Raw genomic sequence first — 15093 nt, forward strand, 5'->3', positions numbered from 1 at the left:
CCTTACTTTCAGGAAGATCAAGCAAATGCCAGGAACGGAGAAACGCACAGCAGCAAACCCGTGACGATAATCAGATACAGAGACGCGCCCTTGTATTTGTGCAGTGCAGGAACTTTGTAGACCAGCCAGGCCGGGATCAAACATCCCACCATGCCGAAGATCGGGCTACAGATAGAGGTGAAACTCAGCACCGGCGCATTCAGCACAATGGCGCTCCAGGCCAGTAAGATGGCGAAAACCATAATGCCGCGCTGCACGAAGCGTTCGTTAATCTTCTCGACAGGCATTCTGCGGCGCAGCAGGTTCATCACAATTCCCTGAGTCGCTTCGCGAAAGCCTAAGTAAACGCCGAAGAACGCGGTCATAACGGCAAAGATATTCAGGATCACGCTGACTACTTTCACCCAGCCCGCACCCGCGCCGCTAATAAACTGCGCGGCGATCGCCAGTGCAGAGATGTTCTGCTCGTAGGCTTTGACCGCTTCGTCATGCCCCATCGCCAGGGTGAAAGAGACCGCGTAGAAAAAGACGGTAACAAACAGAATGCCGAACGCGATGTTCATGGCGCGCAGCGCTTTATGCCGTGCGACCTCAATGGATTTTTCGCGTGAACGATAAGAGATCACCATCGGACTCAAGGTCTGGATAAACAGGATGGAGGTCAGCGTAAACGGCAAGGTGATGATGGCGTTTTTAATCAACAGCGCCATCGGCGGCAGCGCGCCAATGTTGTACAAATGCCACATCCCGATCATTGAGACGCCGAGCGCCGCGACCACCAGCAGTTTAGTCAGCACCATGCCGGTCGAAATCTTGAACAGAAGCTGCTCACCGCGTGACGAGATCGCCACCAGAATGCAAATCAGCACCAGTCCATAGAACGGGCTGTCGGAGAGCAAACCTTCCGTGACGCCAAAGGTGTGCAGATAAGAGGCGCTGTCGTTAGTGATGGCGGTGGAGTAGACAAACATCCAGATCACCAGCATCACAAAGTAGAGTGCGCCTAACAGGATGCCCCAGTTTTTCCCCAGATAGCCGCTGATGACGCTCGGGTAGTCTTTACATTCCGGGGACTCCGCCAGCGTGTTGATGAACAGGCGCTGGAACAGATACATCGCGGGATAGCCGATAATGGAGGAGAGTAAAAAGACCCACAGCCCCATTAAACCGACCTGCACCGGGAGAAAAACAATCCCCGCGCCGATCGCCATACCAATACTCATGATGACCCAGCCCGTGTCGGTGCTGTCGAATTTAATGGCTTCGCGCCATTCGCTTTCGGTCATCCCTGCCCGGCGCGCCGGAGCTGATGCGTCGAGTATTACGCTGTTATTCGTTGCCGTTTCCATTACGTTCTCGCTTAATATGTAGGTAGAGTTTTTTATTATTTTTCCGTGCCGCATCAAGGCGATACGCGGTACGTCGTGCGCAGGCGAGTTATTGGAGTAGTGAGGGAATCATACGCGCAGGATCAGAGAAAAACTTCACAAACAAACCCCTGTAATTTCTAAAAGTTAAGAAATATTTTCTCTTTTACGGCCAAATAAAGAATTGAATTTCTATTCTTGAAGCAGATCACAACAAAAAAGGTGCACTAAAGTGCACCTTTTTATCATGCCATGTTGATTAATTCATTGCCGGATGGCGGCGCTTGCGCCTTCTCCGGCCTGCAAACGTACGTAAACCGTAGGCCTGATAAGCGCAGCGCCATCAGGCACGGCTATTCACCTCAGGTACAAACGACCTTAATCGCCAGCCCACCGCGCGAAGTCTCGCGGTACTTATCGTTCATATCCTTGCCGGTTTCATACATCGTCTCGATCACTTTATCGAGCGACACCCGTGGCTCAGATGTTCGCCGCAGCGCCATTCGCGCCGCATTCACCGCTTTTACCGCATTAATCGCGTTACGTTCAATGCAAGGAATTTGCACCTGCCCGGCCACCGGATCGCAGGTCAATCCCAGGTTGTGCTCCATCGCGATTTCCGCCGCAATGCAAACCTGCGATGGACTACCGCCCAGCAGTTCCGTCAGCCCTGCCGCCGCCATCGAGCAGGCGACGCCAACTTCCCCCTGACAGCCCACTTCCGCACCGGAGATAGACGCATTCATCTTATACAGCGCGCCAATCGCGCCCGCAGCCAGCAGATAGCGGGCAATCGAGTTGGCATTCACCGGACGGCGGAACTTATCGTAATAGGCCAGTACAGCTGGAATAATGCCGCATGCGCCGTTAGTTGGCGCCGTTACGACCCGTCCTCCTGCCGCGTTCTCTTCACTGACGGCCAGCGCAAACATGTTGATCCAGTCGATAACGTTCATCGGGTCGCTGGAGAGGCTGTCGCTGGAGACCAGCAGACGCCTTAACGCAACGGCGCGACGCGGCACATTCAGCGGCCCCGGCAGTACGCCCTCGGTGTTCATGCCGCGTTCAATCCCGGCGTGCATCACATCCCAGATGCGCGCGAATCCGGCGTCAATCTCCTCTTTGCTGCGCAACGCCAGCTCGTTTTGCATCATCAGGCCAGAGACCGAAAGCCCGTTTCGCTCACACAGTTTCAGCAGTTCGCTGGCCGAGTGAAAATCATAAGGTACTGGCGTTTCGACATCATGCGCCTGCCCGAAACGCTCCTCTTCGACGATAAACCCGCCGCCGATGGAGTAATAGGTTTTGCTCAACAGCGTCTCTTGCCCGTTCCATGCCGTAATACGCATCCCATTTTCATGGCGCGGTAGCGTTTCGGCGTGAAAGAGAATGCTGTCTGCTACCGGGAAATCAACAACGTGCGCTCCCTCGGCCACCGGCAGGCGTCCACTGCGCGTTACGTCTTCAATAAAGGTGGGAATCGCGTCGATATTCACGTTTTGCGGGCTGTTGCCTGCCAGCCCCATCATGATGGCGGTATCCGTCGCATGACCTTTCCCGGTCAGCGATAACGATCCATACAGATCAACCGTAATACGCGTCGTGCGAAGTAAATCACCCTTGCTGGTCAGTTGATCGATAAAACATTTTCCTGCATTCATCGGCCCTACGGTATGGGAGCTGGAAGGTCCAATGCCAATCTTAAAAATATCGAATGCGCTAATCATATCCAGAACCTCGGATTGCCGTTCAGTGGAGACCAGACATCAAATAGTTTCACACTCGTTTTTGGGATCGGGGCGATCCTGACGATCGCCCCGCAGGGGGTTACAGCGTATCGCCACGCACCGCGATAGCTTCAATCTCCAGCTTCACATCCTTCGGCAAACGGGCGACCTGCACACAGCTGCGCGTAGGGTAAGTCGCCTGATGCTCATCAAAGAACTGCTGATACACCTCGTTGATGGTGGTGAAATCGTTCAGATCGGTAATGAACACAGTGGTCTTCACGATATCGCCCACTTTCAGGCCCGCAGCTTCCACAATCGCTTTGACGTTTTCCAGGCTCTGACGCGCCTGATCGACGACATTTTCCGCGACCTCGCCCGTTTGCGGGCATACCGGGATCTGACCTGAGGTCAGCACCATACTGCCCAAATCCACACCCTGTACGTAGGGGCCGATGGCTCCCGGTGCATGTTGGGTGGCAATAATCTTTCTCATAGCGCCTCCGGCGTTATATCGCCTGGGTAAAGGTACGTGAAATCACATCCTGCTGTTGCTCGCGGGTGAGCGCATTAAAGCGCACGGCGTAGCCGGACACGCGGATCGTCAGGTTCGGATAGCTTTCCGGGTGCTCGATGGCGTCCAGCAGCATTTCACGGTTCATCACGTTGACGTTCAGGTGCTGACCGCCTTCCACATGCGCTTCATGATGGAAGTATCCGTCCAGCAGGCCGACCAGATTGGTTTTCCGCACGCCGTCATCTTTGCCCAACGCCGCAGGCACAATGGAGAAGGTGTAGGAAATCCCGTCTTTGGCATAGGTGAACGGCAGTTTCGCGACGGAAGTCAGCGAAGCGACAGCGCCTTTACGGTCACGGCCGTGCATCGGGTTCGCACCCGGCGCGAACGGCGTACCGCCACGACGTCCATCCGGCGTATTCCCGGTTTTCTGGCCGTACACCACGTTCGAGGTGATGGTCAGAATGGACTGTGTCGGCACCGCGTTGCGGTAGGTTGGCAACACTTTAATTTTCTTCATAAAGCGTTCAACCAGATCGCAGGCAATGCTGTCCACGCGCTCGTCGTTGTTGCCGTACTGCGGATATTCGCCTTCGATGACAAAATCGACTGCCAGCCCGTTATGGTCGCGCACCGGTTTCACCTTCGCGTACTTGATGGCGGACAGCGAATCCGTCGCCACGGACAGCCCCGCGATGCCGCATGCCATCGTGCGATAAACGTCACGATCGTGCAGCGCCATCAGCGACGCTTCGTAGCTGTACTTGTCGTGCATGTAGTGGATGATATTCAGCGCGCTGATGTACTGCACCGCCAGCCAGTCCATGAAGTGGTCAAGGCTCTCCATCACCGTGTCGTAATCCAGCACGTCATCCATTAATGGCGCCGTTTTCGGCCCGACCTGGATTTTCAGCTTCTCATCCACACCGCCGTTGATTGCATACAGCAGCGTTTTAGCGAGGTTGGCGCGGGCGCCGAAGAACTGCATCTGCTTACCGATGACCATTGGGCTGACGCAGCAAGCAATGGCGTAATCATCGCTGTCAAAGTCAGCGCGCATCAGATCGTCATTTTCATACTGCAAAGATGAAGTGACGATCGACACCTGTGCCGCATACTTTTTAAAAGCGACCGGCAGCGCTTCTGACCACAGCACGGTCAGGTTCGGCTCTGGCGCAGGCCCCATCGTGTGCAGGGTATGCAGATAGCGGAAGGAGTTTTTGGTCACCAGCGTGCGGCCATCCAGCCCCATACCGCCGATCACTTCGGTTGCCCAAATCGGATCGCCGGAGAACAGCGTGTCAAATTCCGGCGTGCGCAGGAAGCGCACCATGCGGATCTTCATGATGAAGTGGTCGATCAGTTCCTGCGCCTGTTCTTCCGTTAAGATCCCGGCTTTGAAGTCTCGCTCAATGTAGATGTCGAGGAACGACGCGGTACGGCCCAGCGACATTGCGCCGCCGTTCTGCGATTTCACCGCTGCCAGATAGGCGAAGTAAAGCCACTGGACGGCTTCCTGCGCGTTACGCGCCGGACGGGAGATATCGCAGCCGTATTTGGCGGCCATTTCCTGCATTTGCAGCAGCGCACGACGGTGTTCGGCCAGCTCTTCACGCAGGCGAATCGTCGCTTCAAGGTTCTGCCCCCACTCCAGATTTGACTGGAGATCGGCAAACTGCAACTCACGCTCGCGCACCAGATAACGGATACCGTACAGCGCAACGCGGCGATAGTCGCCGATAATACGCCCACGACCGTAGCCATCCGGTAAGCCGGTCAGCACCCCGGATTTACGGCAGCGCAGCATATCCGGCGAATACGCGTCGAATACACCCTGGTTATGGGTTTTACGCAGCTCGGTAAACTGATATTCAAAATCAGCATCCATTTCACGACCATACGCCTGGAATGAGCTTTTGATCATATTGATGCCGCCAAACGGATGCAGCGCGCGCTTGAGTGGCTTATCGGTTTGCAAACCGACGATTTTTTCCAGCTCCTGCTCAATATAACCCGCGTCATGGGCAGTAATGGTGGTCGCAATGTTGGTATCGAAATCGACTGGCGCATGCGTCGAGTTTTCAATACGAATACCCGCCATAACTTTTTCCCACAATGCGGTAGTCGCAGGCGTGGCTTCCGCGAGGAAGGATTCATCTCCCTCATAGGGTGTATAGTTGTGCTGAATAAAATCACGGACATTAATTTCTTCTTTCCAGTCCGTACCTTTAAAGCCAAGCCAGGCTTCGGCATACAGCATATCGCTGGTATCGATATTTACCTTCATGAAAAATAGTCTCTCTACAGAACAACAATAAATTATGCAAATTCCACAGGTGCGTTAACTTTGCCTAAATGAATAGCGTCGAGGGCAATCATTTTTTCTTCATTCGTTGGAATGACGGCACAAATAACGTTGGTGTCTTTGCTGGAGATAATTCTTTCACCGTGAGAATTAGGCAGGCTATTCATCTCGTGATCTAATTTCACGCCCAGAACAGCCAAATGTTCAATGACCAGGCGGCGAATTAACACGGAGTTTTCGCCAATCCCCCCGGTAAAAATAATACCGTCCAGGCGGTGTAACGATGCGGCATGCCCGGCAATGTGGCGGGCAATACGGTGCACAAAGGTTTTAATCGCCAGTTGCGCACGTTCATGCCCTTCATGCCAGGCTTTTTCCAGTACACGTAAGTCAGATGACAGACCGGAAATCCCCAGCAAACCAGACTCTTTATTCACCACACGTTCCATATCGCCCAGCGTCTGGTTGGTTTCGCTGGCAATCCACGCCATCGCGCCGAAGTCCACATCGCCGCTGCGGGTGCCCATCATCAGCCCTTCCAGCGGGGTCATCCCCATAGAGGTATCAACGCTTTGACCGTTACGAACGGCACAGATAGAAGCGCCATTGCCCAGATGCGCGACAACCAGACCCGAGTCCTCTTCCTGTAGCGCAAGAAGGTCATGCGCACGTTGCGAGACATAGCGGTGCGAGGTGCCATGAAAGCCATAGCGCCGGACGCCCAACTCCTCAAAATATTTCCACGGCAAGCCGTACAAATAGGCTTCAGGCGCCATCGTTTGATGGAAGCTGGTATCAAATACCGCCACCTGCTGTACGCCCGGGAAAAGATGCTGCGCCGATTCAATTCCGCTTAAATTGGCGTAATTATGTAACGGTGCTAAAGGAGAAACCCGGCGGATATTCTCGATAACTTCATCCGTAATAATGGCTGATGCCGTAAAGATATTTCCGCCGTGGGCAATACGGTGGCCAATTAAGGCCACGCTGTCGATTAAATTACGTTTTTCCAGTTCAAACGCAATCGCCTTTAATGCGCCTTCGTAGCTGTGGTGAGCCAGCTTAGCTGGCTCTCCTCCATTTACGGATAAAAACGCATCTTCAGAATTAATACCGTCCGCAATTCCTGCCATTAACACATCGCAATGGGTTGCATCCAGTACTGAAAACTTAATGGAAGACGATCCACAGTTAATCACCAGAACTACCGGAAATTCATTCATTTCACTACTCCGCTCATCCTGAGCTAAAGGATTAGAACAGTTTGTACACGATATTCAGGATGGTCAGCAGACCAATCACGGTCACAAACACGTTATCCAGACGACCACGGTATTTCGCCAGTGACGGCGCTTTACGGATGGCGTACATCGGCAGCAGGCAGAGCAGCGAGGCAATGATCGGCGCACCCATTGCTTCAATCAGGTCCAGGATGTTCGGGTTGGCGTATGCCACAACCCAGGTGGAACCCATGATGAAGATCATGCTGATGGTGTTGAGTTTGCCCAGTGAAACTTTGGTTTTATCGCCTTTGTAACCAAACTTCAGCACCAGACCGTTCAGGCCTTCCAGCGTGCCCAGATAGTGACCGAAGAACGATTTGAAGATAGCGACCAGTGCGATGATGGAAGCCCCGTACTCCAGAACCGTAGCAAACGTTGATTTAGTGCCAGACAGCGACGCAAAGTGGTTCGCCAGATATGAGAGCACCGGAATGTTCTGCGCTTTCGCATCCGCCATGTTGGCCGGAGAGAGCGTGAACAGGCAGCTGAAGGCGAAGAACATCACCACGGCCACCATCAGCATGCTGGCGCGGGAGATGATCTGTGAACATTTACGCTCAGTAAATTCACGACCAAAGTCTTTCTCATACTCTTCACGTTTGGAAACCACGAAAGAAGAGACGATAGGCGAGAAGTTAAAGGAGAACACCATGATGGAGATACCCAGCCACACGGTAACCAGAATGCCGTCATGCCCGGTTAACGCGATATTGCTGAGATCCACCTGATCGATAACCGCAGAGTTCCAGTAAGGGATCAGCGACAGAGAGATCAGCACCAGGCTGGCAATGAACGGCCATACCAGGTAGCTCATCACTTTAACCATCAGGTCTTTACCAAACCAGATAACGAAAGCCATCAGCAGCAGCAGGAACAGCGCCACAAAGCCACGGTTAAGCGCCGGCATCTGCAACTGGTTTTCCCAGAAGGTCATAAAGGTGTTGGTAATGGTTACGCCATAAATCCACAGCAGCGGACAGATAGCGAAGAAGTACAGGAACGTGATGACCACGCCGCCTGTTTTACCAAAGTGCTCTTCTACCGTTTCTGTGATGTTGCCGGAAGGGTTAGAACCGGAAAGACACAGGCGCGCCAGCGCACGGTGGCAGTAAAACGCAATGGGGTAGGCCAACACCAGCATCAAAAGAATCGGGATCAGCCCGCCAAAGCCTGCGCGAATAGGGAAGAACAACACCCCGGCGCCGATGGCAGTACCAAATAGTCCCAGTGTCCATGTGGTGTCCGATTTACGCCAGGACGACTGTTTTGTCTGGCTGGATACAATGCTATCAGTAGTACTCATATCCTATCCTCAACGAAAAGATTAATAGCCGGGTTTAAGCGTCAACTAAGCCCGTAATTTGCGATACACGAGAAAGATCGATATTGCCGCCAGAAATAATGCTGACCGTTTTTCTGTTCTGGATATAGCTATCTAATTTCCCGCTTAATAATGCGGCACATGCCAGTGCGCCAGCGCCTTCAGTGACGACTTTATTGCGCTGAATTAATGCAATCATGCTGTTACGAATTTCATCTTCGCTGACCAGGACAATGTCATCCACTAATTCACGAACAATCTCATACGTTAAATTACCCGGGCGAGAAACATCACAACCATCCGCCAGGGTGCCGGTCGTTCGGTGAGTGGTTATTTCTCCTGCATGATAAGATGCCGCCATGCCGTGTACGTTTTCGGACTGTACGCCAATAACTTTAATTGTCGGGTTAATGGATTTAATAGCAATCGCAACACCGGCAATCAGACCGCCGCCGCCAATTGGTACAATGACGTTATCGACATCATACAGATCTTCCATAATTTCCAGGCCAATCGTTCCCTGCCCGGCAATCACTTTCGGATCGTCATAAGGTGGAATAAAAATGCGGCCTTCAGTCTCAACAATTTCGCTCACTTTGGCGATGGTATCGTTGAAGTTGTCACCGTGCAGCACCACTTCAGCGGAGTAGTCGCAGGTGGCCGCCACTTTGGACTTCGGCGCGCCTTTCGGCATCACGACTTTGCCGTCGATACCGAGCATCGCGCAGGAGAGAGACACCCCTTGCGCATGGTTACCGGCAGAGCAAGCCACCACGCCTTTACGTTTTTCTTCTTCCGTTAATGAACTGAGTTTGTTAAACGCACCGCGGATTTTAAAAGAGCCCGTGCGTTGCATATTTTCGAACTTAAGGAATATTTCGCCTTTGCAGCGCTCGCTGAAATAGTTAGAGCGCGGCATACCTGTTTTATAAATTTTCCCCGCAAGTCTTTTTTTCGCTTCGAGGATATCTTCAATCGCAACCGGGAGATCGTATGTAATATGCATTATAACCTCTTAACCTGGGTATTAAGGTAAAATAAATAGTCAGTACCAACGTCCGATATTCAGACAGATGGCATCAGTTTTTGATTAAATTAAATTTAATCCGTTACTTAATTTCTATTAATTGCTTTCGTCTGCAACCATTATAAGATGAATATTCTTTGGCTAATTCCACCAAAACCGATGCTGCTTTTTTAATCCGATAGTTTTTAGACCAGATCGCGGCATAACGCGCGACCGGTAAATCTTCCTCTACTGGAATCGTAATAAACTGGTTTGAACCGAATGGAGATGTCATATCGCAGGGAATGACGGTCAGAAAATCAGCATTGAGAACAAGATTATAAATAGTGACAACGGAATCTGTTTTAACGATGTTTTCACTGCTGATGCCATTTCTTTGTAACGTGGTGAGGAGTTCGCTGTAGTAGCCCATATTCGTTTGTGGCAACACCCACTGTTCGTTCTGCAACGATTCCAGTGTGGTGATGCCGGTGCATGTTCGGGACTTACTGGCCACCAGGACAAACTCTGACTCAAAAAGCGGTTCCACGTGTAGATCCTGTAGTTTCATCTCATCACTGAGCGTGCCGATAGCGAAATCCAGGCGTCCGTCGCGAATCGCGGGCAGGAACGAGGAGAGCTGCGCTTCATACATCGACACCTGCGCTTTTGGGAACACCTCTTTAAATTTATGAATCATGTCAGACATAAAGGTAAAGCCAATCAACGAAGGAAAACCAAACGAAACGTCGACCACCGTGTTGCAGGTCATGCTGTTCATCTCGTTCACCATGTTTTTCATTTCACGGGTGATGGATTCAGACCAGGTAAGCAGCACCTGACCTGCGCTGGTTAACGTGACACCGGTATTTTTGCGAACGATTAACTCAACGCCAAAATAGGCCTCAACATCATTGATAATTTTACTTACAGCAGGCTGAGTTAACCCTAACTCTTTTGCGGCAGAACCGATAGAACCACTTCTAATGACTTCCTGAAAGACCACCAAGTGCTGTGTTTTAGGGAGAAGAATAGTATTCATATCGACCTGCACTAATTACTTTGTTGACGGCATGAAGTGTACCAAATAAAGGTTACATGGTTATGTGCGACTACTCACAAATTAACTTACCTTACATTTTGTAAGCTTATTTTTTAAAAAATAAATCATTTATTATCAATAAGTTAAAAGAACATGACTGCACTTTATCATGATTTTTGTCAAAAAATCATGAGGGGATAACAATATTTTATGGCGATAACATATGCGTTTCATTCGCTATTTTACAAATTCGGGAAAGACGATAATTCAATCAATTATCGCATAATTAACACGCAGATTTACGTTTAAATTTAACGGACAATTAATCAAAAATAAGTACAATTACACCCTTATTGGGATTAAAGATTGTGGCATATCACATTTTTTCTTCTTATTTGTTTGTAAAAAAACATTACGCACACGAATATTTAATTCATTTAATACACACCATTATCATTACCAACAATATATTAACACTGTGATTGTCAATTTTTGTAGCGCGTAATTTTGTGATAGCGATCAACAGCCAATCTTTTATCCGGTTAAAAAATCACCACACAGCGTTTTGTGTTAGTGGTCACAGAACAAGAAATATCTTTTGGCGGGGAAATTATGTTACGCAGCGCGATCGGGCACCTTCTGCGGGGAATCCGCCGGATGGCGACGCTGGCGCGTCTTATCCGGCCTACCAAAGCGCTCAGCCACAGGACTGATAAGCGCAGCGCCATCAGGCAACGTACGCGGAGAATCCGCCGGATGGTGACGCTCACGCGTCTTATCCAGCCTACCAAAGCGCTCTGCCGTAGGCCTGATAAGCGCAGCGCCATCAGGCAACGTACGCGGAGAATCTGCCGGATGGCGACGCTCACGCGTCTTATCCGGCCTACCAAAGCGCTCCTGATAAGCCATCAGGCAGTACCGGGAAACCCAAACGCTATGAAAGCAAAAACCCGCCGAAGCGGGTTTTTACATGAAGAGGTGAAACTGACCGATAAGCCGGGTTCTGTCGTGGACAGTCATTCATCTAGGCCAGCAATCGCTCACTGGCTCAAGCAGCCTACCCGGGTTCAGTACGGGCCGTACCTTATGAACCCCTATTTGGCCTTGCTCCGGGTGGAGTTTACCGTGCCGCGAACTGTTACCAGCCGCGCGGTGCGCTCTTACCGCACCCTTTCACCCTTACCTGATCCCGCTTGCGCGGGCCATCGGCGGTTTGCTCTCTGTTGCACTGGTCGTGGGCTTGCGCCCCCCAGGCGTTACCTGGCACCCTGCCCTATGGAGCCCGGACTTTCCTCCCCTCCGCCCGTCTCCCCCGAAAGGGACGACGACGAAGCGGCGACTGTCTGGTCAGCTTCGGCGCGCAGTATAGAGGGTTTGCACGCCATTGTCACCCTGCACTGCGCATTCCTATCGCCAGCGTTGCGGCGATGTTTCGCGAGGCGCGGTAGATATTATCAAACGCGCCGCGAAAGGCTTCATCCAGCGTGCCAATGCGGGTAAGCACGCTGAACACGGCATCAATGCCATGCTGATGCACCACTCCCACATCATGCGTCAGACTCCCCGCGATCCCAATCACTGGCTTATGATACTTTTTCGCCACACTGGCGACGCCTATCGGTACTTTGCCGTGAATACTCTGGCTGTCGATACGCCCTTCGCCGGTGACGACTAACGCGCAGTCGTGGATATGTTCTTCCAGATTGAGCGCCGTGGTGACTATCTCAATGCCGCTGCGCAACTCTGCGCCGAGGAAAGCCATTAAGGCCGCCCCCATCCCGCCAGCCGCGCCCGCGCCGGGGACATTTTCCACATCCACGCGCAGCGACTTTTTAATCATGTCGGCATAATGAGCAAGATTGCCGTCCAGTTCATGAATGAGCTTTTCGGTCGCGCCTTTCTGCGGCCCAAAGATTCGCGACGCGCCATTTTCGCCCGTCAGTGGATTGGTCACATCGCAGGCCACCCGGATAGCACACGTTTTTAAACGCGGATCGAGACCAGAGACATCAATCGCATTCAGGCTGTTCAGGCTGCCGCCGCCGTTCCCAATTTCAGTACCGTTCGCATCCGTTAATCGGGCGCCCAGCGCCTGCACCATGCCCGCGCCGCCGTCATTGGTCGCGCTGCCGCCAATGCCGATGATAATGCTTCTGGCGCCGTGCTCCAGCGCATGCAGGATCAGCTCTCCGGTACCGCGCGACGTAGTAATCAACGGATTACGCTTTTCTGGCGGAACCAACGCCAGCCCGCTGGCCGCCGCCATTTCAATAAACGCGGTGCTGCCGTCCCCGGACATGCCCCAGTTGGCCATGACGGTCTCCCCCAGCGGCCCCGTCACAAAAGCGGTATACTGCGTTCCATGCGTGGCGGCAATCATGGCTTCGACCGTTCCCTCTCCGCCGTCAGCGACCGGGATAGAAACATACTGCGCATCGGGAAAAATTTCCCGGAATCCTTTTTCTATCGCCTGCGCAACTTCAGCGGCAGAAAGGCTTTCTTTATAAGAGTCTGGGGCGATTACGATTTTCATAGTTGTAGCCTGTTACTGCACAACGCCGGATGGCGTTTCACTTATCCGGCCAGGGTCATAGGCCCGGACCGCCGCGCGCGACCGGGCATGACGTCATTAGCGAGCGATTTCCACTTTCGCCAGTTTTTCGTAGTAGCAGGCCAGGGCGCTATGGTCGGCCGTGCCCAGACCATCGGCACGTAGCGCCTGCATCATTTCCATCACGGCGGCGGTCAGCGGCAGCTGCGCGCCTACGCCATGAGAGGTGTCCAGCGCATTCGCCAGATCTTTAATATGCAGATCGATGCGAAAGCCCGGTTTGAAATTCCGTTCCATCACCATCGGCGCTTTCGCATCCAGCACGGTGCTACCCGCCAGACCGCCGCGAATCGCCTGATACACCAGATCCGGGTTCACCCCCGCTTTGGTCGCCAGCGTCAGCGCTTCAGACATGGCTGCGATGTTCAGCGCGACAATCACCTGGTTAGCCAGTTTGGTCACGTTGCCCGCGCCAATATCACCGGTATGCACCACGGAACCGGCCATTGCTTTTAGCAGATCGTAATATTTATAGAAAATCGCTTTATCGCCGCCAACCATCACCGACAGCGTACCGTCGATCGCTTTCGGCTCGCCGCCGCTTACCGGCGCATCCAGCATATCGATACCTTTTGCTTTCAGCGCATCGCTGATTTCACGGCTTGCCAGCGGAGCGATAGAGCTCATATCGATCAAAACGGTGCCTGGCTTCGCGCCTTCAATAATGCCGCCTTCGCCCAGCGCCACTTCTTTCACATGCGGCGAGTTCGGCAGCATGGTGATAATCACATCGCACTGTTCGGCAACGGCTTTTGCCGTGGTTGCGGTTTCTGCGCCTGCGGCAATAACTTCGGCAATCGCGTCAGGGTTACGGTCAGAAACCACCAGCGAGTAACCGGCTTTGAGGAGGTTTTTGCTCATTGGTTTACCCATGATGCCCAGGCCAATGAAACCTACTTTCATCGTCATAATCTTCTCTCTCTTGTTTCAGTGGTGGTTATTTCTTAAAGGCGTCAGCCAGCTTTTGCGTGGCGGAGCGGAACACGCCCAAATCGCTCCCCACGGCAACGAACGTCGCGCCCCATTCCAGATAGCGGCGCGCGTCGGCTTCGACCGGCGCCAGAATGCCGCACGGTTTACCGTGGGCTTTGGCGCGGGCAAAGATATGCTGAATGGTTTTCTGTACTTCCGGGTGAGAGGCGTTACCAAGATGACCTAACGCCGCAGCCAGATCGCTTGGGCCGACAAAAATACCGTCAACGCCTTCAGTGGCCGCGATAGCATCAACGTTATCCACCCCCTGCTGGCTTTCGATCTGCACCAGAATGGTGATGTTCTTATTTGACTGGGCAAAGTAATCCGGCACGGTGCCAAACATATTGGCGCGATGGGAAACGGAGACCCCGCGGATGCCTTCCGGCGGATAACGCGTCGAGGCCACGGCGCGAACGGCTTCTTCTTCCGTCTCGACAAACGGGATCAGGAAGTTATAGAAACCGATATCCAGCAGACGCTTAATAATGACCGGCTCGTTCGTCGGCACCCGTACCACCGGCGCGCTGGCGCTGCCTTTCAACGCCATCAGTTGTGGAATAAAAGTTGAGATATCGTTCGGCGCATGTTCGCCATCCAGCACCAGCCAGTCAAAACCTGCCAGCCCTAACACTTCCGTACTGATGGGGTTTGCCAGCGCGGACCAACAGCCGATCTGAATGCGTTGCGCTGCCAGCGCAGCTTTAAATTTGTTCGGGAAGATATCGTTACTCATCATTTATACCCTGGATGAATCATTATTTATTTCCGCAATTCCGGGAGATATTTCGATTTGCTCATCTAAGGAATTACGCTGATATTTTATCGATAGCGGATAATGAAAGTCGTGAATCAGTATAATCATACTTACGCCGCTAAACATTGTTGTATTGCTCAATTTTAATATTCACAATGAATAATATTTTGAGCATTTGCACAACG

General features: G+C 52.3%; 12 protein-coding genes and 1 other RNA gene. All 13 read right to left on the reverse strand.

Annotated elements, in window-relative coordinates; translation table 11 throughout:
• Window positions 1–17 precede the first annotated feature (17 nt).
• Complete coding sequence (locus OGY62_RS01235; RefSeq protein WP_024130973.1) at window positions 18–1349, reverse strand: SLC5/6 family protein; 1332 nt, start codon at window positions 1347–1349, stop codon at window positions 18–20.
• A gap of 380 nt (window positions 1350–1729) precedes the next feature.
• Window positions 1730–3094, reverse strand: coding sequence for an L-serine ammonia-lyase (gene tdcG / locus OGY62_RS01240; protein WP_012135249.1), 1365 nt, complete (start codon window positions 3092–3094; stop codon window positions 1730–1732).
• 100 nt (window positions 3095–3194) lie between these two features.
• Window positions 3195–3590, reverse strand: coding sequence for an enamine/imine deaminase (locus tag OGY62_RS01245; RefSeq protein ID WP_012135250.1), 396 nt, complete (start codon window positions 3588–3590; stop codon window positions 3195–3197).
• Between the two features lie 13 nt (window positions 3591–3603).
• Window positions 3604–5898 carry a formate C-acetyltransferase gene (pflB, locus tag OGY62_RS01250; RefSeq protein ID WP_012135251.1) on the reverse strand — a complete coding sequence of 765 codons (2295 nt, stop codon included), beginning with the start codon at window positions 5896–5898 and terminating at the stop codon, window positions 3604–3606.
• Between the two features lie 32 nt (window positions 5899–5930).
• The gene (gene tdcD, locus OGY62_RS01255; protein WP_024130974.1) at window positions 5931–7139 is read right to left on the reverse strand and encodes a propionate kinase; all 1209 of its coding nucleotides are present in this window, start codon (window positions 7137–7139) and stop codon (window positions 5931–5933) included.
• Window positions 7140–7170: 31 nt separating this feature from the next.
• A complete protein-coding gene (tdcC, locus tag OGY62_RS01260; protein ID WP_012135253.1) occupies window positions 7171–8502 on the reverse strand; it encodes a threonine/serine transporter TdcC in 1332 nt (443 codons plus the stop codon).
• A gap of 34 nt (window positions 8503–8536) precedes the next feature.
• Complete coding sequence (gene tdcB, locus OGY62_RS01265) at window positions 8537–9526, reverse strand: bifunctional threonine ammonia-lyase/L-serine ammonia-lyase TdcB (protein ID WP_012135254.1); 990 nt, start codon at window positions 9524–9526, stop codon at window positions 8537–8539.
• Window positions 9527–9629: 103 nt separating this feature from the next.
• Window positions 9630–10568, reverse strand: coding sequence for a transcriptional regulator TdcA (gene tdcA / locus OGY62_RS01270; RefSeq protein WP_047461068.1), 939 nt, complete (start codon window positions 10566–10568; stop codon window positions 9630–9632).
• 615 nt (window positions 10569–11183) lie between these two features.
• Window positions 11184–11477 carry a hypothetical protein gene (locus tag OGY62_RS01275; protein WP_024130975.1) on the reverse strand — a complete coding sequence of 98 codons (294 nt, stop codon included), beginning with the start codon at window positions 11475–11477 and terminating at the stop codon, window positions 11184–11186.
• 67 nt (window positions 11478–11544) lie between these two features.
• Window positions 11545–11923, reverse strand: an RNA gene (gene rnpB, locus OGY62_RS01280) — RNase P RNA component class A.
• A gap of 32 nt (window positions 11924–11955) precedes the next feature.
• Entirely contained in the window at window positions 11956–13101 is a 1146-nt protein-coding gene (garK, locus tag OGY62_RS01285) for a glycerate 2-kinase (protein ID WP_012135257.1), read from the reverse strand.
• A 96-nt stretch (window positions 13102–13197) separates the two neighbouring features.
• On the reverse strand, window positions 13198–14088 hold the full coding sequence (gene garR / locus OGY62_RS01290) for a 2-hydroxy-3-oxopropionate reductase (RefSeq protein ID WP_286458907.1): 891 nt from the start codon (window positions 14086–14088) through the stop codon (window positions 13198–13200).
• A gap of 28 nt (window positions 14089–14116) precedes the next feature.
• Window positions 14117–14887 carry a 2-dehydro-3-deoxyglucarate aldolase gene (gene garL, locus OGY62_RS01295; RefSeq protein WP_024130976.1) on the reverse strand — a complete coding sequence of 257 codons (771 nt, stop codon included), beginning with the start codon at window positions 14885–14887 and terminating at the stop codon, window positions 14117–14119.
• Window positions 14888–15093 lie beyond the last annotated feature (206 nt).

Source organism: Citrobacter sp. CK198 (assembly GCF_030333295.1).
Classification (GTDB): domain Bacteria; phylum Pseudomonadota; class Gammaproteobacteria; order Enterobacterales; family Enterobacteriaceae; genus Citrobacter_B; species Citrobacter_B koseri.